This window comes from Oceanobacillus sp. E9 (assembly GCF_001741975.1).
In the GTDB taxonomy this organism is placed as follows: domain Bacteria; phylum Bacillota; class Bacilli; order Bacillales; family Amphibacillaceae; genus Oceanobacillus; species Oceanobacillus kimchii.
The window spans coordinates 1-23395 of the sequence record NZ_LSNA01000001.1 but is presented as its reverse complement, the minus strand read 5'-3'; the positions used below and the strand labels follow the sequence as shown (position 1 = coordinate 23395).

The following is a 23395-nucleotide window of genomic DNA, read 5'->3' as shown; positions in this document are numbered from 1 at the left end:
ATGGAAGTAGCGGTTATTGGTACAGGATATGTAGGGTTAGTTACAGGTGCTTGCTTGGCTGAGAAGGGTCATCGAGTTCATTGTATTGACATTGATGAATCAAGAGTTCAGCAACTTAACAATGCAATTAGTCCTATATATGAAGAAGGTATCGAGGAACTGTTAAAAAACGGAATAAAAAGAGATAATCTGTTTTTCACAACAGATTATGAAGAAGGGTTACATCAGAAAGACATTGTGTTTCTAGCTGTAGGTACCCCTGAATCAGAGGATGGTTCAGCTGATTTATCTTATTTATATAAAGCTAGTGAAACAATGGCGCATTATATTAATCGAGATATTACTGTAGTAATAAAAAGTACAGTACCTGTAGGGACTGGTGAACAAATTGATGAAAAATTAAATTCAATAGTAAAACCAGGTGTTAATATAAGAATGGCTTCAAACCCAGAATTTTTAAGGCAAGGTACTGCAGTATACGATACATTCCATGCAGATAGAATTATTGTCGGAGCAAATCATCCAGAAGCTAAAAAACAGTTAGAAGAATTATATCATTCTTTTCATCTTCCCATTGTAGTAACGGATATAAAAAGTGCAGAGATGATTAAATATACAGCTAACTCTTTTTTAGCAATGAAAATCAGTTTTATTAATGAAATAGCTAATCTATCTGAAAAGTTAGGTGCTAATATAGAATCCGTAACAGAAGGGATTGGGATGGATAAACGTATTGGTTCTTCATTTTTAAACGCTGGCATTGGGTTTGGTGGATCTTGCTTTCCGAAAGATACGAAAGCAATGGTTCATATTGCTGAATCAGTGGAAATGCCACTTTCTCTTATTGAAGAGGTAATTAAAGTAAACGAAAAGCAACGAGAAGTTCTCGTTGATAAAGTTAGAAGTCGTTTTAAATCTTTAGAAGGATTAGAAGTAGCAGTACTTGGGCTGTCATTTAAGCCAAATACCGATGATATGAGAGAAGCAGCCTCTATATCTATAATACGTAAATTGGTGCAAGAAGGCGTAAAAGTGACAGCTTTTGACCCTGTGGCTATGGAACGAGCAAAGCAAGTACTACCAGAACAGGTGAATTATACTGATAGTTTAGAGGAAGCAATTAAAGAAAAAGATGCAACATTGATTGTTACGGAATGGAATCAAATTAAAGATTTCCCACTTGAAAAATATGTTGAATTAATGGCTACTCCTATTATTATGGATGGAAGAAATTGCTTTGAGATGAAAGAAGTTCAAAAATACGAAATAGAATACCATTCAATTGGTAGAAAAACAATTAATAACTTATCATAATGGACAGAAATAGAGGCCTATTTAAAAACTTTACTTTATGAAAATCGCTGTAAAAGTATACTGATTATCAACTAGCGGCTAGAGGGCCTCTATTTACTTAATATGTATTTGGAGTCCCTCTTTAGCCACCATTCTACAAGGGTCTACATAAAAAAAACAACAATTCTGTATCACAAATCCGCAATTATATACTAGTGTATTATTAAATTATCCCCATTCAATCATTATTAATCTCCATCATCTATATATTAGCCAAATCCATTATGAAGTAATATTCCCACTGAATGAAGCTTTCTTTAATGAGACATATTTGTAATGTTATCGACAATTTATTTATTAAGGCCCCTATGGTATAATTCGTTCAGTGTAAACGCAATTTACTTAAAAGGAATGAAGTATGGTGCATAGAAAAAAAGTGGTCTTTTTTATTTATCAAATGGGCTCTGGCGGGGCTGCAAGAACCATGCTTAATATATTAAATAATATAGATTTGGAAGCGTTCGAACCGGTTCTAGTGACTTGCAATTACAATGGTGATTATGAAAAATATTTAAATGAAGAAATTAAGTTTATCAAACTACCAACAAAGCGTTTAAGGTCAGCGATTTTACCTTTATCAAAAATTATAAGAGATGAAAAAGCAGATATTGTTTTTAGTACTATCCCTAATTATAATATTGTTGCTATTCTTGCAAGATTACTCTCTTTCACTAAAGCAAAAAACATCGTCCGAGAAGCAGCATTTTTAGGTGGAAGTAAGAAAATGGAAGTAAAATTGAAAATATATGGATTATTTTATCTGTTTGCCAAAAAAGTAGTTGCTCTATCGAATGGAGTTAAGGAGAACATTATTGAACAATATAAGGTACCTTCAAATAAAGTGTGTGTAATCTATAATCCAGTTGATATAGAGGGAATCGAGCTACAGACTAACATTAATCTTCTGTCAAAAGAACATCAAAGTATTTTTTTGGGGGAGAATAAAGTTGTTATTACAGCTGGGCGGTTTGTAGATGATAAAGATCATATAACTTTAATTTATGCTTTTCAAAAACTCCAAGAAAAAGTTAAAGCTAACTTGGTTATCCTTGGTGAAGGTGAATTGGAAGAAAAGCTAACTTCTTTAGTCAAGCAACTAAAAATAGAGGATAAGGTATACTTTATCGGATTCCAAGAGAACCCATATGTTTATTTCCATCATTCAGATGTATTTGCACTAACTTCTAAGAGAGAAGGCTTTGGACATGTGTTAACAGAAGCATTAGCTACCGGCGTTCCAGTAGTATCTACGAGAGCTAAACCAGGTGCAGAAGAAGTATTAGATAGCGGGAAATATGGACTACTAATAGAGGTAGGAGATATTGATGCGCTAACCTCAAATTTAGAGAAGGTCCTTCAGTGGGACGAGCATCAGAAGAAAGAAGTAACAGAATTAGGTTTAAAGAGAGTAAAAGAATTTCAGGCTAGTAAAATTGTAAAACAATATGAACAATTGTTTAAAGAAACTATAGATGATTAGTATTAGGAGTTGAAAAGAAGTAATGACTACTTCAAATCGTGTCGTTCAGCTAACAACAGTACATCATCCTTATGATCCGAGGATTTATCATAAAGAATGTAAATCTTTACAAAAAGCAGGTTTTGAAGTGTTTTTACTTGCGAAGGAAGACAAAAATAGCGAACGTAAGGAAGAACCTATAAAGCATATAAAGCTCAAGAGTTATACAAGCAGACTGAAAAGAATGACTATCGGCGCGTTAGCTGCGTATAAGCAAGCAAAAAAATTAAATGCTGATGTTTATCATTTTCACGATCCGGAATTGCTTCCAATTGGTTGGTTATTAAAAAACAAAAATAATCATGTGATATATGATATTCATGAAGACTATATAACAAGTATTATGCAGAAAGATTATGTGTCTCGACCAATTCGAAAATTAATCGCATTTACGTATAAAACAATGGAAAGATTCTTTTCAAAAAATATGGAGCTTTGTCTGGCTGAAAAATATTACCAAGATATTTATCCGACAGGGAAATGTATTTTAAACTATCCAACGATAAACCAGAAGTTTAGCGAGCACAAACGAACTGGTACATCAGAAAACAAATTACTATATACAGGAAATGTAACCTTAGATAGAGGTGCTTTAATACATGCTAAAATTCCTGTTATTGATGAGCGTATGGAAGTTTATTATGTAGGAAAATGTCCGAGTACATTAGCTGAGCAAATTTATAACAAAGCTGCTACCAAAAAAGATAATATTCAAATTGAAGGTATAGATCAGTTTGTAGAAAAAGAAGATATTGAAGAAAGATACTTACAATATAATTGGTTAGCTGGAATCGCTCTTTTTCCACCTACTGAGCACTATATGAAAAAAGAATTGACCAAGTTCTTTGAATATATGAATGCCGGCATACCAGTTATATGTTCGAACTTCCCGGTATGGGAAAATTTCATAAATAAACATCAATGTGGAATTACTGTGGATCCATACAATGATCAGGAAATAAAAGATGCTATTTCTTATTTAGTAGAGAATCCGGATAAAGCTCAAGAAATGGGTGCAAATGGAAAGAAAGCAGTTCAGCATGAGTTGAACTGGGAAGTAGAAGAAAATAAATTAATTACATGGTATTCGGATTTAATACGGTTCAACCAAGGTGAAAGAGATGGTGATAGCAATGGTATCTAATACACCATTGGTTTCTGTAATCACACCAACATTTAATTCAAGTGAATTCATTGCAGAGACAATTCAATCCGTAGTAGCTCAAACATATACGAACTGGGAAATGATCATTGTCGATGACTGTTCTACGGATAACACAGTTGAAAAAGTAAAAGAATACCAAGACAAAGACAATCGTATTCATTTATATGAATTAAAACAAAATAGTGGTTCAGCAATTGCTAGGAATACCGCAATGGACCATGCGGAAGGCAGATATATTGCGTTTTTAGACAGTGATGATTTATGGCTACCAGAAAAATTGGCTAAACAACTATCCTTTATGAAAGAAAAAGATATCGCTTTTTCATTTACAAAGTATACTCGTATTCTTGAAGATGGTACGAAAACAAATGCAGTAAGTACTACTCCAGAATCTGTAAACTATGATGATTTAATGAAAAGGTGTGTAATTGGCTGCCTCACTGTTATGCTTGACCGTGATAAAATAGGAGAGATGCGTATGGTAAATATACGCACTAGGCAGGATTATGCTTTTTGGCTTCAAATTACAAAAAAAGGTTATTTAGCGTATGGGCTACCAGAGATACTCTCGGAGTATCGCTTAGTTGATAATTCAATTTCAAGTAATAAATGGAAAGCAGCGAAAAGAAACTGGTATGTTTTTCGTAAAATTGAGAACCAAAGTTTAATTAAAAGTATATATTACTTCACTCATTATGTTATTCGTTCCTTAATGGATTTATGGAGATGGAAAACAAAGCGTTAAGATATTAATTTGTAAAAGATATTTTATCTTTTCACAGTTTAGTTTTATAATATAAAGGTTAGGAATTATTTCTTAACAAGTTATTAACAGCTTATGACAAATTTTTGTTTAAGTTTAGTAGGCGGTGTCATTGTTAAAATGAAAAGTTATATTCATGAAATGTTACGAAGAAAAGATTTATTATACTACTTAGTAAAATCTGGGTTAAAAGCAGAGCACAGAAATAGTTATTTAGGATATTTTTGGTGGTTATTAGATCCGCTATTAAACGTAATGGTGTATTACTTCTTAGTAATTATCATATTAGGAAGAGGAGACGATCATCCAAATTATCCTTTATTCCTTGTTGTTGGTTTAGTTGCTTGGCGTTGGGTATCTACAAGTATAAATTCTTCTTCTAAATCTATTTTAAGATATAGTTCAATTATAAATCAGGTATCCTTACCGAAGGCCTTGTTCCCAATATCATTTACCTTAACGCAGTTGTTTAATTTTGCATTCGGACTTGTTGTAATTGCGATTTTTTTAGCTGTTTATGGAATTATGCCTGATTGGCATATTGTTTACTTACCAATGATTATATTAATTCAGTTAGTGTTTCAATTAATGTTGGGTCTGATTTTAGGTTATATCACGATATTTGTTAGAGACTTAGAAAATGTACTTACTTATGTTACTCGAGTATTTTTCTATGCGTCACCGATTATTTGGGTAGGAGGACGTCTGCCGGAAGAGTATAGCTTTTTTGTAGATTATAACCCAATTGCAATTTTAGTAACATCTTATCGAGATGTTTTAATTGACCATCAAGTACCAAATTTAATTGGACTCGCAATTATATTCGCTCTCAGTGTGATTTTAGGAGTTGTAATGATTAGACACTATAGTAAAAATGAACATAAAATTATTAAGGCTTTATAAAAAGAGGGTTTATTATGGAAGAACATAATGACAAGAACAATAAACATCATAATACAGTGATTACATCTAAAAATATTGGTGTATCATTTGATAATGGTAATCAAAAGGATGATATTAAATCCCTTGTCTTTAATATGTTTAAACGAAAAGAAGCAAAAAATAAGAAAGAGAAAGTCTGGCCATTAAAAGATATCAATTTTACTGGTAGCCAAGGAGAAATCCTTGGGATTATTGGCTCTAATGGAGCAGGAAAAACAACATTAAGTAAAATTATCGCTGGGATTCTGCAGCAGGACAAAGGAACAATGGACGTGGACGGGAATGTAACTGCATTGTTTTCCTTTGGTATGGGCTTTAACAAAGAACTCACTGGAAGAGAAAATGTTTACTTAAATGGAATGATGTTAGGGATAAATAAAGAATTAATTTCCAAATATATCGATGCTATTCATGAATTCTCAGAAATTGGACAGTTCTTTGAACAACCAATGAAATATTATTCCAGTGGTATGAAAGCAAGATTAGGTTTTAGCGTTGCTTCTCATTTACACCCAGAGATTCTTATTCTAGACGAGGCGTTAAATACTGGGGATGCGAAATTCGGTAAAAAAGCTGCAGAGAAACTTAAAGAATTAGTTGCGAATGCTAAAATGGTTATTATCGTTACCCATAGCTTACGATATGCACAGAGAAATTGTGATAGGTTAATGTGGCTTGACAATGGTGAAGTAAGAGAAATTGGAGATCCAAAAACAATAATAGAAAATTATAAAAAAACGGTGCCTACTCCTCCTAAACGCAAAAGAAGTTTGCAACTTACGAAAACGGAAACGACAATAGGTTCCAAAGAGGTTGTTAGAGCAGAGAATGTTGGTGTTTCCTTTAATTTGAACAATAATAAGGAAGAATACTGGGCACTTAGAAATGTGGACTTTAAAATTAATGAAGGTGAAGTTGTTGGTATTATCGGACATAATGGAGCGGGAAAAAGTACATTGTGTAAAGTATTGACTAACATTTTACGTCCTGATGAAGGAAACATTAAGGTAACAGGGAAAACTTCTTCATTATTAGGATATGGTACAGGGTTTAATGCTCAATTAACTGGGACAGATAATATTTATTTGAATGCCATGTTGTTAGGTATTTCTAAACAGCGAGTTCACGATAAATACGATGAGATTGTAGAGTTTTCTGGATTAAAGAAAGCAATCGATAAACCAGTTAAACAGTATTCTGCGGGAATGAAATCTAGACTTGGATTTAGTATTGCAGCAATATTGAAACCTGATATTTTTATCATTGATGAGGCATTATCTACAGGAGACTTAGCTTTTCAGCAAAAAGCAAGTGAACGTATACAAGAAATGATGGAACATGCAAAAGCAGTTATTATTGTTTCACATAGTATGGGATTTGTCGAAAAGGTCTGTACGAGAGGTATTTGGATGGAACAAGGGCAGGTGCGATTTGACGGATCTGCAGAACAGGCAGTAGCAAAATATCGAGAATCACTAGGTATAATAAAGAAAAACAGGGTAGTTAAGAAGACTGTAAAAAGGTCTAATACGAATAATTAAAAATACTATCTCTTACAGTATTAATGAATCAATGCAAAATGGTGGTGGCTAGATTGTCAAAAGTAAAAAGAATAATAGAAGGTCCTGTTGATTGGTTTCTATATACTGTAATGGGGGAGAAACAACGGAAGTTTATATTAAATTCCATCAATGATAAGCAAAAAGAAAAATTAAAACGACTGTTGCTAGGAAAAAAAGATAGACAGAGACAAGAATTAAAACAAATAAAATTTCATCTATATAATTTAGGATTTATAGACCAAAGTCTTCAAGAATTAAAAAATTATATGCAAAATACAGATTCTCCGTATTTTAAACGTATGGCTGCTTGGGAGCTAGTGCTGTGGCATGCGAATCAATATAGTGAAATAGATGCGAATAAAGCACTCCAGTACATGGAAACAGTGGAGGATGGAGAAACAAACACAGATCAAATAAGAAGGATTGCCATTATAAAAGCTGAACTTCTTGATATGATTGGTCAACCTGCAGAAGGTGTTACTGTTATACAAAAAGCATTAGAAAATGGGGCTCACCCGGACTTATATTTAGCAATGGCAAATTTAAAATCAGATTTACGTGAGCGCTTTGAATGGATCAATCATGCTTTTGCAATGTACGATCTAAATGAGATAGAAATTGATGTTGATGAAGAACAAGTATATGATTCATTGCAAACCAGAGGACATATAGAGACAAGAAGTAACGGACCGTTAGTATCTGTAATTATTCCAGCATACAATGCGGAAGACGGCATTCAGATTGCTATAGAGTCCATCCTTTCTCAAAGCTGGACCAACTTAGAATTATTGATTGTAGACGATTGTAGTCCAGATGATACATTGAATGTGATTAAAGCTTATGAACAAAAAGACTCAAGGGTGAAAGTATTTCAAACGCCAAGTAACAGTGGTCCTTATGTCGCTAGAAATATTGCTTTACAACATGCAAAAGGCGATTTTGTTACGATAAACGATTCTGATGATTGGTCACATGCTTCAAAAATTGAAGTACAAGCACTACATTTAATGGCGCACGAACAGATTATAGCAAATACTTCGGAACATGCTCGAATAACAGAAGACATGAAGCTATACAGAAGAGGAACTCCTGGGAAATATATTTTTCCAAATATGTCATCGATTATGTTTAGAAGAGAACCTGTTTTACAAAAGATTGGTTACTGGGATAGTGTTCGCTTTGCTGCTGATGGAGAATTCAAACGCAGGTTACTGAAACAGTTTGGAACAGGTGCTTACGTCGATTTAAATACAGGCCCATTATCATTGCCAAGGCAGTCAGTTACTTCTTTAACAGGTAGCTCTGCATTTGGTTATAATGGATTCTTTATGGGCGTACGGAAAGAGTATGTAGAGTCTTTAGAGCATTATCATCATCATGCTGAAAGCCTATATTATTCTTACCCGATGGTGAATCGTCCCTACCCAGTTCCGGAACCAATGTGGCCAGAAAGAGAAGAGAAAACTAATGGAATACGCTCATTTAATATTGTCATTGCAGCAGATTACAGGCAGATGGATGATTCAGAGATAAACGTATTTAATCAATTACTAGATGAGTATTCTCATACTAAAATTGGTTTAGTTCAAGTCTTTCATTATGACTTAAATTTAAAAGCAAAAATAGAAGAACGAGTAAGAAATAAAGTAGATGGAAAGCATAATCACTTTATAGTATACGGTGAAAAAATTCACACGAAATACCTGATTATAATTGACCCAACTACATTCTCTATTTCTCAAAAATACGTACCACAAATAACAACAGATCATTTGAAAGCAATTCTCACAAACAAAGTTGATGATGAGGCCAGCGATGACGTTACTCATATAAAAGAGAATTTAACAAATTATTTTCAATCAAACGTTGCCTGGTATGCAATAAATCACGAAGTGCAGCAGTCTCTTAAGATGATACCAAGCGAATCATTTGGAGGAGTTTGGGATAAAGGATGTATCAATAATGACTAAAGATACGGATAATTATAATCAAAATCTTCTTCATTCACGTTTGAAACAAATGGAACAGGAATTACATGTTCTTAAAAGCAAAAATAAATTAGTAGAAGGTCAGCTAGCTGCGTATAGAAGAGAATTCTATTTAGCTAGAAACATAATTGAACAATTATCAAATATGAAAAATGGAGGTATAGTCGTTGCAAAGGCTATACCTGCTTATGCATTACGTAGAAGAAATTTTAAAAAAATATATAGCAAGAGCTATAAATTGAAAGATGCTCGAAATAGTCTAAAGAAATATAAACAGTATTTATATGATTTAGGCTTTGAATCAAGAGCATTAAAGGATCTTTATCGGCTATATATGTATGAAAGTAATGTATATTTAAAAAAGGCAGCTGCTTGGGAATTAGCTATGTGGTATTCCAATAAACAGACAGTGGATGGAGCTAAAGAAGCTTTGCCTTATTTGGAAGTTGCATCTCAGAATGAAACGAATTTGGATATATTGCGACAGATAGCTATACAAAAGGCGGAAGCCCACCGAATGTTAGGTCATCAGGATAAAGGACTTCGAATATTGAAACAAGTATTAATCAATTCAAATAATAATATCCATACCGATGTATTGTTGGCTATTGCAAACCTCTGCAGTAACGAGAATGATCGTTTATTTTGGATAAATGAAGTAATGAAGGTTTATGATTTAGACCCAATTACCTTGAGCGGTATAGGAGAGAAAAGTCTCTACCATCGTTTGCATAGTTATCATACTCCTATTCAGGAAAATAAGCTTCCAAAAGTAACAATTATAATTCCAGCTTATAACTCTGAATTAGGGATTCAAGTAACGCTACATTCTTTAGTAAATCAATCATGGGAAAATCTTGAGATTATCGTAGTAAATGATTGTAGCACTGATAATACGGTAGAGGAAGTTAAAAAATGGATGAAGATAGATGAGCGTATTTCTTTATTGTCTACAGCTGCAAATTCAGGTCCATATGTGGCAAGAAACATAGCTTTACGTGAAGCTACTGGGGAATTTGTTACGATCAATGATGCAGATGATTGGGCGCATCCTCAAAAAATTGAAAAACAAGTGAGACATTTACTAAGTGATGAATCTGTTATAGCTAACAGCTCGAAACATATTAGAGTTACCGAAGATCTACTTATCCATCGAAGAGGACAAGAAGGAAAATATATCTTCTCTAACATGTCATCAATAATGTTTCGTCGGACGAAGGTTATGAAGAAGGTTGGTTATTGGGATCCAGTAAGATTTGCAGGGGATAGTGAGTATAAGAAACGTTTGATTAGGGTTTTTGGGGAAGAAAAAATAGTAGATCTAAACACAGGCCCATTAGGATTATCACTACAATCAGAAGGTTCTTTAACTGGAGGATCGGTATACGGATACAGTGGGTTTATGAAGGGCGCTCGTAAGGAATATGCAGAAGCTCATCAATATGCCCATGCACATATGAATACTTATTATTTACCTTATAACATAGAAGAAAGGTTCTTCCCTGTACCAAGCCCAATGAAACCTAATCGATCGAAAGATGCTAAACACATGGTTGATATTGCGTTCGTTGCTGACTTTCGGATTTTAGACACTTTTATATGTAATCAATTGGAGCAATTCAAAGAACAAGGGTACAAAGTTGGTTTAATTCAAATGGGCAAGTATGATCTTGGTTTAAAGAAGCTTATCCATACTAATTATAGAGAAATGATAGATGGTATTCATGTAGAAATGTTAGTTTATGGTGAAAAAGTTTATAGTGACCTAACTATTGTATACAATCCCTTAGTATTTCAAGAAAGACAATCTTACGTTCCTGAAATAAGTACAAAAGTAACAAGGGTTATTGTAAATGAAGTGCCAAATAACAAAGATTCGAATTATAATTTAAGGAAATGCGCACAACAAATTCAGCGATATACAAAATGTAAGACAAAATGGATGCCATTAAATCAAAAGGTTCGTGAACAATTAAGCGAAAAGCAAGCAACTGTATTGAGATATATTCAACTTTCACATGAGAATTGGAAGCTCGAAAATAATTGTAAATGTCCTAATATAAGTGACTGGGTGTTATGAACGGATGGGAGGGATTTAGAAAATGAATCATTCTACGGAACAAGGCTATGCTGAACAATTAGATCAACTTATCGAAACAGAAGCAAAGGTAAATAAGACCAAAGCTGAAATCAAAAAACATGAAAAGTTAATTAAACAGATTGTAGAAAGTAAGTCATTAAAGAAAACTGCAAGGCTTCGGAAGTTAACTTCTTCTAATAAAGAGAAGGATATATACATCAAAAATTTAGAAGAAGAAATCATGACGTACCACTTTAAATTATCAACATTAAAAGAAGAATCAGATCGACTTCGCATGCAGATGCAAAGGTTTGATTATGAAAGCATTTGGAGATACGCAAAAAACAAAAAAGATAATGGTGAGATTATCGAGTTGCTAAATCAATATATTAATCAACATAGTATAGCCCATGAAAACTTCAACCATTTATTACAATCTGTTGCAAGAATATTTAGCTCAGAACCATATGAATACAAAAAACATATTTACCAAAAATTATTTGAAGTTTTAAAAGAAAAAACACCAGAATTTATGGTACGATCAGCGTTTTCAAATGATAATTTTTCATTGAAGAAAGTTGCATCTTATCGAGCAAGTTTAACGAATCGAATGAGGCAGTATCAAATTATTGGTGAACTTCCTGAAATGCTCTTAGATGATAAGAAAACTGCTTATCGCTTTATGGAATCTCAACAAGTTCGCATACCTTGGTCTAGTTCGGAATCCTACACGTATAAGCAAATTCCTCAGCAAGCTAATATGGTAATTAAACCTGTAGACGGGGCTGGTGGAAGAGGAGTTTATATTGTTAACGACATTAATGATATAATAAATGTGAAAAATGCCGAAAGACTGTCGAATTGGGATTTACTACTAAACCGCATGGAAAAAGATATATTAGAGAATAGAGTAGAAAAAGACCAATGGATAATAGAAGAATTAATTTTAGAGAACAAAAATGATAAGATTCCAGCTAGAGATATTAAATTTTATTGTTTTTATGGCCAAGTAGGTCTAGTACTAGAAATCATCCGCACACCAGAAACGAAATATTGCTGGTGGGATGCTGAAGGGAACAGAGTGTTTACTGGGAAGTATAATAACAGTTTGTTTGAGGGGACAGGCGTATCGAACGATGAGATGGAATTAGCAGCACAAATTAGTTCCCTGATACCCGCTCCATTTATTCGTATCGATTTCCTGAAGTCTGAGGATGGGTTAGTATTTGGAGAATTCACCCCAAAACCAGGGAATTATGATGAGTTTGATAATGAAACAGATGAATTATTAGGGAATTACTTTTTAAAAGCGCAAGGTAAACTCGAATATGATTTAATAAATGGAAAACAATTTTTAGACTATAAAAAAATAAAACAAATAGCGAATAATGGTAGTGCAGGATAGGTTTTAGGAGGATAATAAATGAATGAGAATAATACAGAATGGCTATCACACCTTTCTGAAGAAATAGTTGCTGATGCACATGGAAATTTACTTGATGCTTATGTAATAGCTCTAGAAGGTTGGAGAAGAGGGCTTAAATTACGGTGGCATGTTAAAGATTCTGAGAAATTTAGTGAAATGAGAACTTGGTTTGTTGATAGACCTGGACAATTATTTTCATTAAGCTTTGATCAAAAGACACACTACTTCTTCCGTACAAGAGGAGATAAAGTCTCTAATGAGGCTGTAGATATAGGTAAAGATAAAGAAAAAACAAAGAAGATACTTTCTGAGGACGGTGTAAGGGTACCGAATGGAAGGCAATTTACGAAAGAGAAAACAAATCAAGAAATTATCGAGTTTGCAGGCCAAATTGGTTATCCAATTGTCATTAAACCGACAGATGGTAGCTTTGGAAGAGGTGTGATATCTAATATATCTAGTTCTGGAGAATTAGCGTATTCATTAGATTACTTAAGGAATGAACTAGGGTATGAAGATATTATCCTCGAACAATTTATACCAGGAAATGATTACAGGCTTTATGTAGTTGGGAACAAAGTAGTAGCTGCAATGCATCGTATGCCTCCAAATGTTATAGGAGATGGCGTAAATACCGTAAGAGCATTAATTGATATTAAGAATGACGAACGAAAACTGAATCCAAGACTGGTAAGTTGTTTAATAAAAGCTGATAATGAATGCATTGATTATATCGGTAGGCATGGTTATACCTTAGAGTCAGTACCGGATAATGGAGAACAAGTATTTCTTAATTCTAAAGGTAACATTTCATTAGGTGGCGATCCTATTGATGTCTTTGATGAGCTTCCACGGCATATAAAGGACTATGCTGTAAAAGCTGTTCAAGCTGTACCAGGACTTCATCACGGTGCAGTTGATATGATTTTTGACCCTAATACAAATGAGTCATATATTATAGAGTTAAATCCAACCTCACAATTAGGAGGTTTATTATACCCTATTCAAGGTAAGTCAAGAGATATTCCAAATGCGATTATCGATTATTACTTTCCAGAAACTATATCAGAAAAGGAGAAAACAAATACCTTTTTTGATTTTCATGATGTTCTTGATCCACTTCAAAATAGAGATGCTGTTGTTACAACGGTAACCCCTTGTCCACAGGATAAAATATATATGAAAAAATATATTGCTACTGGTAATGTACAAGAGCTAGGGTATCATCGGGGTTTAAGGAAACATGCGTTTGAACGTTTTCTCCATGGGTATATTATGAGAATGGATAATGGCGATATAGAAGTAGTAGTTGGAGGTACTGACCCCGAAATGGTAGATGACTTCAAACATGCTTTTTGGGAAGATGAAGAAAGAGCACAAGTAATTGAAGTTAGAGAAGAGCCTTATGATGAACCGCTAAAGGTCGGATTTGAAATAAAGACAGATTTGAAGACACAATTGGAAGAATTGCAGATGTATAAACAAGAGTTAGAAGCAACAGAAAAAGCGCTTAAAAAAGCAGAATTAGAACGTAGAAAGTATTATGAAAGTTTCTCTTGGAAAGCAACGACGCCAGTTCGTGCCGTGGGTTCCATGTTTAAAAAGTTAAGGAAGTAAGGAAAATAGGAGGAATAAAGAATGAAAGAAAGACCATTAGGAATAAGTCTTCCTCATTTAACAAATGAAATAACTAAAAATGCAAGAAAAACAAGACTTGATGCTTTTGCAGTAGCATTAGAAGGTTGGAGAAGAGGACTAAAATTAAAGTGGTACACAAAAGACTCTGAGCATTTTCAAGATATGATCATATTTGGAGTGAATCCACCAGGACGACTATTTTCACTTTCCTCTGACGAAAAAACTCATTACTTCTTTCGAACCCGTGGAGATCTTGTTTCCAATGAAGCTGTAGACATAGGTTCTGAGAAAGATGATACAAAAATCTACATGGAAAAAGCAGGGGTGCCAATTCCTTTAGGAAAGGGTTTTGAGCCGGAAACTCCAAATAAGGAAATTATTGAATATAGTAAGACCTTGGGTTATCCTCTAGTTCTTAAACCAACCAATGCGAGCCTTGGAAATGGCGTAGTAACGAATATAAAAAATGAAGAGCAATTAATAAAAGCATTGCATTATGTGAGAACTGAATTAGATTATAAAGAAGTGATTGTAGAACAATATGTGAGTGGTAAAGAATATCGTGTATATGTTGTTGGTGACGAAGTAGTTGCAGCTTATAATCGCGTACCTGCCAATATTATTGGGGATGGAGAACATAATATTGAAGAATTAATCGATATGAAGAATAATGTTCGAAAACAGAATGCTCGGCTAAACAGCTGTCTTATTCATATGGATGTAGAAATCTTGGAATTTATTGAAGAGGCAGGGTATAGCTTGCAGAGCGTTCCGGAAAAAGGAAAAGTAATTTACTTACGTGAAAAAACAAATGTATCCTCTGGTGGAGATCCAGTAGATGTAACTGACAGTCTTCCGAAAGAGTATAAAAAAATTGCAATTGATGCTTTGAAGGCCGTACCAGATTTTCCACACGGGGGAGTAGACATCATTGTTAATGATCGCGGAGATCTAAAAGGCGCAGCGGTGGTTATAGAATTAAACCCAACAGCTCAAATTGGAGGTGCCCTATATCCAATTGAAGGAAAAGCAAGAGATATTCCTAAAGCGATTATTGATTATTATTTCCCTGAAACAAAAGGTAAAGTAGACACGAGAAAATCGAAAGTATATTTTGATTTAATTACATTGCTAGAACCTCTTGAAAATAGAGCAGCTTTAGAAGTAGAGGTAGCTCCCGCACCAATAGGAGAACTTTATGCGAAACAATATATAGTAAAAGGGAATGTACAAAGATATAACTTCCATAAATGGTTGAAACAGCAAGCAATACAACAGAACATACATGGTTACGTTAAAAGTATTGTATTCGATGAAATTGAAATAGTAGTAGCTAGTACCGATAAAAAGAGTATTGAAGGTTTTAAAGATATTATACAAGGGTACCCACAAGGATCAAATATTTCAAAAATAAAAGAGGAAGTATACGAAGATCCAATCACAGTTGGATTCGAAATTTCTGAACAGTATAATACAAATAATGTACGATCTGTTCAACATGCTTTACGTAAAATGGATAGAGATTTGCAACGGATGAGGAAATTAAAAGATCGTGCTGATAAAGACATGAAACATATTTTAAGAAGTAGTTCTTGGAAATATACAGAACCTGTCAGGAAACTGGGCGGAATAATAAAGGCAAAAAATAAGTAAAGGGGATAGAGGTGTTACTATGTCGAAGGTGAAACTTGTAGCTACTGGTGATGTTCTTTTGCATTCCAGAATTTATGACATTAGTAAAAAAAACGGTAAATATGATTTTAAAGACAAAATGGCTCCTGCACAAAAGTTGCTTAGTAGGGGCGACGTATCAATTGTTAATTTAGAATCTATAGTAGCGGGAGAGGAGCTTGGTCTATCTTCTTTCCCGGAATTTAATAATCCGATAGAGTTAGCTGAAAATCTGCAAGAATTTGGGACCGATATAGTTACTAATTCAAATAATCATAGTTTGGATTATGGTGAAGAAGGCGTGTTGAAATCAATTAGGAACTTAGAAAGTATTGGATTAGATTATGTTGGATCACACAAATCAAAGAAAGATCAGCGGAAATTCCGGATTATTGAAAAAAATGGTATTAAAATTGCTGTGCTATCGTACACTGCTGTAACATTAGGTAAGAATCCACCAAAAAAGAAAGAGTATTTATTGAATCGAATTGTAAAGGGATCAACAGCAGGTATTAGAAGAGAGATAGAACGTTTAAAAAAAGAAGAGAATCCAGATGTTGTAGTTGTTGCTACTCACTTTGGAAGAGAATATGCACTTATACCAGGTTCTATGCAAGTTGATATTGCTTCTTCATTGTCTGATGCTGGAGCGGATATTATACTTGGACATCATCCACATGTATTGCAACCTGCTGAATGGATTACTAATTCACGTGGGAATAAAACCTTTGTTATCTATTCATTAGGGAATTTCTATTCTGGTCAAAAAGGCCTCTATCGTCAAATTGGGGGAGCATTATCAATAGATATTGAAAAGAATTCGGACAGCAAGATTAATATTACAAATCCTAAAATTGATTTGACATTTGTAGCGGCAAGTAAAAAAGAAAATTATCAAATGCATCATTTTAATAAATTTATTGAAAAAAACCCTTATATTAAAACTATACATGATACATTTGATAGTCTAGAAATATATAGCGAATTAAATAATCGATTAACGAAATGGATGCCAGAGTTAGAAGTAAGATAACTAAAAAAGTCCTGAGTCACCCTATAATTTGGGCGGATCGGACTTTTTTTGATAAACGAGTATTATTTTTTTCGTGTTAATTTCCTGATTGGTTTGGTGATTTTCCAAGAAGTACTACTTTCCATTAATTTAAGTCTTTTCTTCAATTGCTTATTTTGTTTTTGAGTTATATCTAATATTCTCTCTCTTTTTTCATATTCAGCAACTTTCCGAACAAGTTGTTGATAATCTGATTTAAGATTACTATATTTCTTCATATATACATTTGTAGAAGACGTAACCTCATTAATAGAATCTTGAACTTTATTATCATGAATATGAAAACCGTGAGGGATAGAGGTAGTACGTTTCTTAGTTATAATATCATATTTCTTACTAAATTTAGTTATATATTTATCTAAGCTATTTTTAAATTGTCCAATCTTATTTTTATTTCCTCCAACGATAATAGAGATATCACCATTATTTAACGGTTTTATATAACCACTAACTTGGTTATTATAAGCTATTCGCTTGACTCGAGCTGCAAATTGATCGGTTAATTTTACGCCATTTATTAAATAACGTGTTAATAAGATTGGACCTTCTGGTTTCTTTGTTATGCGTATTTCCGCAGCTTCTCTGCTTATACAGGAATCATAAATATAGTCATAATCAATAAACATCTTAAAGGAGTCTAAACGATTATAATTTTTGGTTTCAGGAAAGTAAAAATCAATTAAGCTTCTAGGGATATCCCTAGCTTGACCTTCCATTGGAAATAGATGCTGTGTAATATGAGCTCGAGAATTGATTTCAATAATGACTGCCTTGTTATTAGCTTCATCAACCATCAAATCTATGCCACAATGGGGGAGTGAGTCAAAACAATTAGTTGCATCAATCGCAATTTGTTTAATATTTTCAGACAGTTGATCTGTTATATCAATAGAGTCACCACCAGCCGATACATTATTTTTCGTTTTAATATACAGTAATTCCCCATCAGGTAGAACAGAATCCAATGTATATCCTGCTCTTCGAATAAGCGTTTTTGTTTCATCATCTATTTTAATTGGTCTATTTGTTAATGACGGGAGTTGGGAACGATACTTATTCTTATTTTCTATTAATTCCTTTATAGTTTCATTTCCGTTTCCAATAATATTTGCTTTTATTCTCTTTAATGCTGCAATAACATGTCCATCTACTACATAAATTCGATAATCTTCACCTTCAAAATACTTTTCAAGAATAATCTTAGGTGACTTTAACTTTTCTCGCACATATTTTAAAGCTTCTACTAACTCGTCTTTATTTTGAATTCCTGCAATAACGCCTTTTCCGCCTGTACCAGATACAGGCTTTACTACTACGGGATAATCAATTTCTGTTGCATAGCTAACTATTTCTTCTGTAGTAGCTGCTTCTTCAAATTCTTTACCTTGAGGGGTTGGTACTTTATATTTATTCAGGATTTGTTTAGTCGTTACTTTATTTTTAGTAAGTTCCTTAGCTTCCTTAGAAACCAAATCACCTCTTGTAGCACTGAAATGATGAACTTTATTACCATTACTAATTGAATAGTAAGGTTCTATCGATCCAGATTTTTCTTTTAATATCCGTATGTTAATATCTAATCCTCTACGCCAGGCTTCTAAAATTATACTATATGTGCTCAACATATAATTATTTGCTTTTTCAGGTATGTCATGATCTAAACTTTCTAAAAAGCGACTGTCTGCCATATCTATTCCCCCTTACTTATAGGTATCATTCCCCAATAATATTATACCATAGTTGCTTATTCATTCCATTTTGTAGTTATAGCTTTTTATTTATAGTGTATTTAAATATAATATATAGTATAGAATGTTTCAACTATAAGAATTTGAGGAGAATGTTAATGAAATCTCAAGAAGTGGTACTTCTTCCACACTTAAATAAAAGAGTAGTAAAAGATATAACAGGATTTAAGTTATGTTCATATTTAGTGGCACTAGAAGGTTGGAGAAGAGGATTAACGCTTATATGGTATAATGATGAAACAAGTAAATGTAAATTAGACCGTTTAAACAGTAGTACACACGGGAAATTTTACTCATTGAGTGATGGCAATAAAACACATTATTTTTTCCGTTCCAGAGGCGATAAAGTAACTAATAAAGCCGTTAGAATTTGTCAGGATAAAGAAGAAGCAAAATCATATCTGGAGAAAAGCAATGTACCAATTCCCTTAGGAAAAGTATTAGAGGAAGACAATGATATCATAAACTATGCCAATGAAATAAATTATCCAGTAATTATAAAACCTCTCAAGGGGAGTATGGGTAAAGGTGTTTATACAAATATTAATTCAGAACAAGAATTGAAGGGTATATTGAAAGAATTGAGGTCTAAATTTTCCTACAAGGAGTATTTAGTTGAAAAACATTATCCTGGTGAAGAGTATCGTATTTATGTAGTTGGAAATCAAGTGATTGGTGCTACGAACAGAAAGCCAGCTAATATTATTGGGGATGGAAAGCATACTGTAGAAAAACTAATTGATCTAAAGAATGAAGAAAGAAAGAAGAATCCATATTTATCACCTAAACCAATTAAGGCAGATTATGAGATAACATTCATGCTTGAGAGAGTAGGGTATGATTTAAATAGTGTGCCTGAAAAAGGGGAACATGTAATTTTAAGAGAGAAAAGTAACCTTTCTTCTGGTGGTGATCCCGTTGAAGCTACTGACAAATTATCTACATCTGTAAGACAGATTGCCGTAGATGCATTAAAAGCATTGCCTTCTATTCCTCACGGTGGCGTCGATATAATTGTAGATCCAAGCGATCAGAGTAAAGGTGTCGTACTCGAAATCAATGCAACTGCTGAAATTGGATTCCATCCATTCCCTTTAACTGGTGAATCAAAGGATGTACCAGCAGCAATTATTGATTATTATTTCCCGGAAACAAAGGGAAAATACAGATCACCATTTTATTTTGATTATCTAAGTTTATTAGAGCCTTTAAAAAGTTGGGCAGTAGAAGAGTTAAAGGTTGTAAAAACACCCAAAAAGGACATCTATGCTAGGAAATATATAGTAACTGGTCAACTTAATAAAGTTGGATATATGACTTATATAAGAAGACAAGCTTTAAGAAGAAATCTTTATGGTTATGCTAAGAAAATAACAAAGAATGAAGTAGAGATTTATCTTATTAGTGAAAGCCAGAAATCAATTGAAGATTTTAAAGAATTTGTTCAAAAAGGATCAAGAAAATCAATAGTAAAAAATATTGAAGATAAAGAAGTCGTATTTTCTGGGAAACCTACAAAAACTGGTTTTCGAATAATAAGCTAAGAATAGGAAAGTGGGATATATTTATGCAAGAAATTGGTTTTATGACAAATTTCAATCAACCGACAGAATTAGCAACCATCACAGCACTGATTGCTAAATCCTATGATATTGATTTAATATACTTAAGACCAAAAGATGTAGACATAGATTCTGGTATGGTACGTGGGAAGGTATTGAATAATGGAAAATGGAAAACCAAATCAACGAAGGTACCTAGATTTATTGATATTTCTCCCTATTGCTTTAAAAAGAGCAATAGGGAGATTATGGATTATCTCAAAGACAACACATTTCTGTCAGATAATAGAGAGAACACTCTTAGTAAACAAAAATTACAAGACATATTAGAAGAAGATAATAATTTTTCTCATTTAGTTATTCCAACCCAAAAAGTAAAAACATTTGAAGAACTGTTGAACTATTTAAAGCTTTATAAAAAAACAGTATTGAAACCTATTAGGGGACTTCGAGGAAAAGGTGTACATTTCTTGGAAGTGGAAAACGAAGATACTTTTAGACTTGGTTATCAGACAGAAATGAAAATCATGAATCTACAAGAGCTTGAAGAATTTTATTATCATACTATTCACCGAAAAGGTTACATTCTCCAAAAATATGTGTCATCAAGGACGACTCAAGGAGATCCATTTGATTGTAGAATCCATGTCGAAAAAGATGGCAGTGGAAATTGGTCAGTTGCAAAAATGTATATAAGAATCGGAATTGGACAATCAATTATTTCTAATGTTAACCAAGGGGGAGGAATAAGTGACCCAAAACCTTTTCTAAAAGCTAATTTTAATAATAATTGGTCTGAAATATATGATTCTTTAAAGGAAGTAGGAAAGTCAATTCCTAAAAAGATGGAGGAATTGAGAAATACACATATTATGTATATGGGAATGGATATAGGAATTGATCGTAGTGGAAAATTATATTTATTTGAAGTGAACGATGGCCCAAGCACAATTGCTTTAATTTCTGAAGTAGCATATCACAGAAGTAATTATTATTCCTATGCGCTAAGAGAACTATTGAGTATTCCAGACAAAGATAAAAACAGTAGCCAATTAAATCAATTGCAACAAGAAGTAAAACAATTGAGATTAGAAAATAAGCAAAAAGACAAAGAAATAAATCAAATAAAGTCAAGTACATCTTGGAAAATGACTAGACTTATTCGTATAGTTGGAAAGCTATTTAAAAATAAGTAATTTCATTTGAGCTCCTTACTCAACACTTTCTACCTATAAATGTACTTATGAATAAAGCAGACTGTCGAAAAATTTGTCGATAGTCTGCTTTTGTTTAATTCTTGCTAAGCTTTTTGTTTTTTAATATATAGTTGTAATAATCGGACTTAATATTGGCTAATTCGCCTTCACCAAATTCAACACCAGGCGCAGAATTCACCTCAAACAAGTACACATTTCCTTTTTTATCAATCCCTAGGTCAATTCCAAGAAAAGAAGTTTTCTTCTTAAATAACTGTTCAATCTTTTCAGGTAAATTTTCCGCTATATAATCAATTTGTTCTTTAATTTCATTCCAGTTTTCGGGATAATTATATTTTAGAAATGGTATTAGCTTGTTTACACTTCCGCCCTGTGCAACATTCGAAACTACTTTATTACCAGACCCTATACGGACTAGATTTATAACTACTTCCCAATTACCTTCACCATTTTTTTCAAGACGAATTCGGCAATCAAACGGATCACCGTTACTCGTTGTGGACTCTACATATTTCTGCCCGAGGTAACTATTGGGAATAATCTGTTTTTGTAGAAATGTTTCCATTTCGGCTTGATTAAATATTTTTTCCTCACAATCTTGTGTTACATGATAACCATCTTCTACAATATTGATCATATAAATCCCTTGTCCTTTATGCCCCTTCTTTGGCTTTAAAATCACTTTGTTATAATCTTCTACTAGTAAGCAAAAATCATTTTCACTATTTATTAATAGTGTAGGAGGTACGATTTTAGCAAATTGTCCATCATCAATAAGTTTTTTATATACGCTTTCTTTAGAACCAAACCTCCTTGGCGATGATAGGGTACTCCTTTTTTTCAAATAATCCATAGTATCTTTATATTTATAACAATAGGCGTTCAAGTCAATATATTCAGGAATAGGGACGGTAATAGATTCCCAACGATTATTTAATAGTATCTTTCCGCTAATCTTTCCATCTTTTGTGTCTACTTGTGAAGGATGGCAGTATATTATATCGATTCCATAATATTTACTGGCTTTTGCTAGCAATCGTACGAATTCAAAGGGCTTTTTATAGTTTCTCATATAGCATAAGTACATAATGTTCACTCCATTTATTTAAATAAAGGTTTATATGGTACTATACACTAAATTGTAGTTACATAATCTTAAATAATAATTACAAATTAGATACAATATTGTAATTTTATTTATTGTAAACCTTTACCAATACTAGATTAGTAAGTTAGTATAAGTATAAAGGAGGTGAGAACTAAAGTGACAAGAAAGAATTTCGTAATAGTATTGATATGTATTATGGTTTTGTTTCACTTTAGTCCAGCAATTACTCATGCCAATATGGCGAGTAATGGAGAAGAAGAGCAAGCTTCTCAAACAGAAAATCAATCTAGTAAAGAGGTAAATAATGATACGGATGACTCTCAAAAAAGTGATTTTCAAGAGGAAGCCGAAGAAGATAATAACGAATCTTCTCATGAAAAAGAAAACTCTTCATTCCAAAATGATAAAGAAGTAGAGAATAAAGAGGAAGAAGAATCTAACGAAGAACAGAATTCAGATGACAATTCTTCGGAAGAAAAAGAAACAACTCCTCGAGAGGAAGAGGGGAAGACAGATTCTGAGCAGGTAGAAGCTTTTGCAGCGACAGTCTCCCTTCCATATGAAAAAGGAGATCGCCATGA

General features: G+C 33.2%; 16 protein-coding genes and 1 pseudogene. 15 read left to right on the top strand and 2 right to left on the bottom strand.

The features are described from left to right. From AQ616_RS00085 to AQ616_RS00030, 12 genes are all read left to right on the top strand, one after another. Nucleotides 1–1314, top strand: a complete 1314-nt coding sequence (locus AQ616_RS00085) for a UDP-glucose dehydrogenase family protein (RefSeq protein WP_017798149.1) — start codon at nucleotides 1–3, stop codon at nucleotides 1312–1314. A 397-nt stretch (nucleotides 1315–1711) separates the two neighbouring features. Then, nucleotides 1712–2833 (top strand): glycosyltransferase, encoded by a 1122-nt coding sequence (locus AQ616_RS00080; RefSeq protein ID WP_017798148.1) that lies wholly within the window; start codon nucleotides 1712–1714, stop codon nucleotides 2831–2833. A gap of 22 nt (nucleotides 2834–2855) precedes the next feature. Next, nucleotides 2856–4016 (top strand): glycosyltransferase, encoded by a 1161-nt coding sequence (locus tag AQ616_RS00075; protein ID WP_069684719.1) that lies wholly within the window; start codon nucleotides 2856–2858, stop codon nucleotides 4014–4016. Continuing rightward, nucleotides 4006–4782, top strand: a complete 777-nt coding sequence (locus AQ616_RS00070; protein WP_084822428.1) for a glycosyltransferase family 2 protein — start codon at nucleotides 4006–4008, stop codon at nucleotides 4780–4782. The genes AQ616_RS00075 and AQ616_RS00070 overlap by 11 nt, the downstream gene beginning before the upstream one ends. Nucleotides 4783–4920: 138 nt before the next feature. Continuing rightward, the gene (locus AQ616_RS00065) at nucleotides 4921–5703 is read left to right on the top strand and encodes an ABC transporter permease (RefSeq protein WP_017798145.1); all 783 of its coding nucleotides are present in this window, start codon (nucleotides 4921–4923) and stop codon (nucleotides 5701–5703) included. 14 nt (nucleotides 5704–5717) lie between these two features. After that, nucleotides 5718–7283 (top strand): ABC transporter ATP-binding protein, encoded by a 1566-nt coding sequence (locus AQ616_RS00060; protein WP_017798144.1) that lies wholly within the window; start codon nucleotides 5718–5720, stop codon nucleotides 7281–7283. Between the two features lie 53 nt (nucleotides 7284–7336). Next, complete coding sequence (locus tag AQ616_RS00055; RefSeq protein WP_017798143.1) at nucleotides 7337–9274, top strand: glycosyltransferase family 2 protein; 1938 nt, start codon at nucleotides 7337–7339, stop codon at nucleotides 9272–9274. Continuing rightward, complete coding sequence (locus tag AQ616_RS00050) at nucleotides 9267–11372, top strand: glycosyltransferase family 2 protein (protein WP_017798142.1); 2106 nt, start codon at nucleotides 9267–9269, stop codon at nucleotides 11370–11372. The genes AQ616_RS00055 and AQ616_RS00050 overlap by 8 nt, the downstream gene beginning before the upstream one ends. A gap of 22 nt (nucleotides 11373–11394) precedes the next feature. Beyond that, nucleotides 11395–12777: an ATP-grasp fold amidoligase family protein gene (locus AQ616_RS00045; RefSeq protein WP_069684717.1), complete on the top strand. Its 1383-nt coding sequence runs from the start codon at nucleotides 11395–11397 to the stop codon at nucleotides 12775–12777. A gap of 18 nt (nucleotides 12778–12795) precedes the next feature. Beyond that, complete coding sequence (locus tag AQ616_RS00040; protein WP_069684716.1) at nucleotides 12796–14415, top strand: acylphosphatase; 1620 nt, start codon at nucleotides 12796–12798, stop codon at nucleotides 14413–14415. Nucleotides 14416–14436: 21 nt separating this feature from the next. Beyond that, nucleotides 14437–16089 carry an acylphosphatase gene (locus AQ616_RS00035; RefSeq protein WP_017798139.1) on the top strand — a complete coding sequence of 551 codons (1653 nt, stop codon included), beginning with the start codon at nucleotides 14437–14439 and terminating at the stop codon, nucleotides 16087–16089. Nucleotides 16090–16108: 19 nt separating this feature from the next. Further along, on the top strand, nucleotides 16109–17140 hold the full coding sequence (locus AQ616_RS00030; protein WP_017798138.1) for a CapA family protein: 1032 nt from the start codon (nucleotides 16109–16111) through the stop codon (nucleotides 17138–17140). 62 nt (nucleotides 17141–17202) lie between these two features. Here AQ616_RS00030 and AQ616_RS00025 read toward each other — a convergent pair whose 3' ends face one another. Next, on the bottom strand, nucleotides 17203–18867 hold the full coding sequence (locus AQ616_RS00025; protein WP_069684715.1) for an ATP-binding protein: 1665 nt from the start codon (nucleotides 18865–18867) through the stop codon (nucleotides 17203–17205). 158 nt (nucleotides 18868–19025) lie between these two features. Between AQ616_RS00025 and AQ616_RS00020 the strand changes: the two genes are divergently transcribed. Further along, a complete protein-coding gene (locus AQ616_RS00020; protein WP_069684714.1) occupies nucleotides 19026–20471 on the top strand; it encodes an acylphosphatase in 1446 nt (481 codons plus the stop codon). Nucleotides 20472–20494: 23 nt separating this feature from the next. After that, a complete protein-coding gene (locus tag AQ616_RS00015; RefSeq protein WP_069684713.1) occupies nucleotides 20495–21685 on the top strand; it encodes a YheC/YheD family protein in 1191 nt (396 codons plus the stop codon). A gap of 94 nt (nucleotides 21686–21779) precedes the next feature. On the opposite strand, the gene AQ616_RS00010 is transcribed toward AQ616_RS00015, so the two are convergent. Continuing rightward, nucleotides 21780–22793, bottom strand: coding sequence for a YheC/YheD family protein (locus AQ616_RS00010; RefSeq protein WP_069684712.1), 1014 nt, complete (start codon nucleotides 22791–22793; stop codon nucleotides 21780–21782). Nucleotides 22794–22970: 177 nt separating this feature from the next. Here AQ616_RS00010 and AQ616_RS00005 point away from each other — a divergent pair. Continuing rightward, nucleotides 22971–23395 (top strand): annotated as a pseudogene (locus AQ616_RS00005) (peptidoglycan-binding protein); the annotation flags it as partial.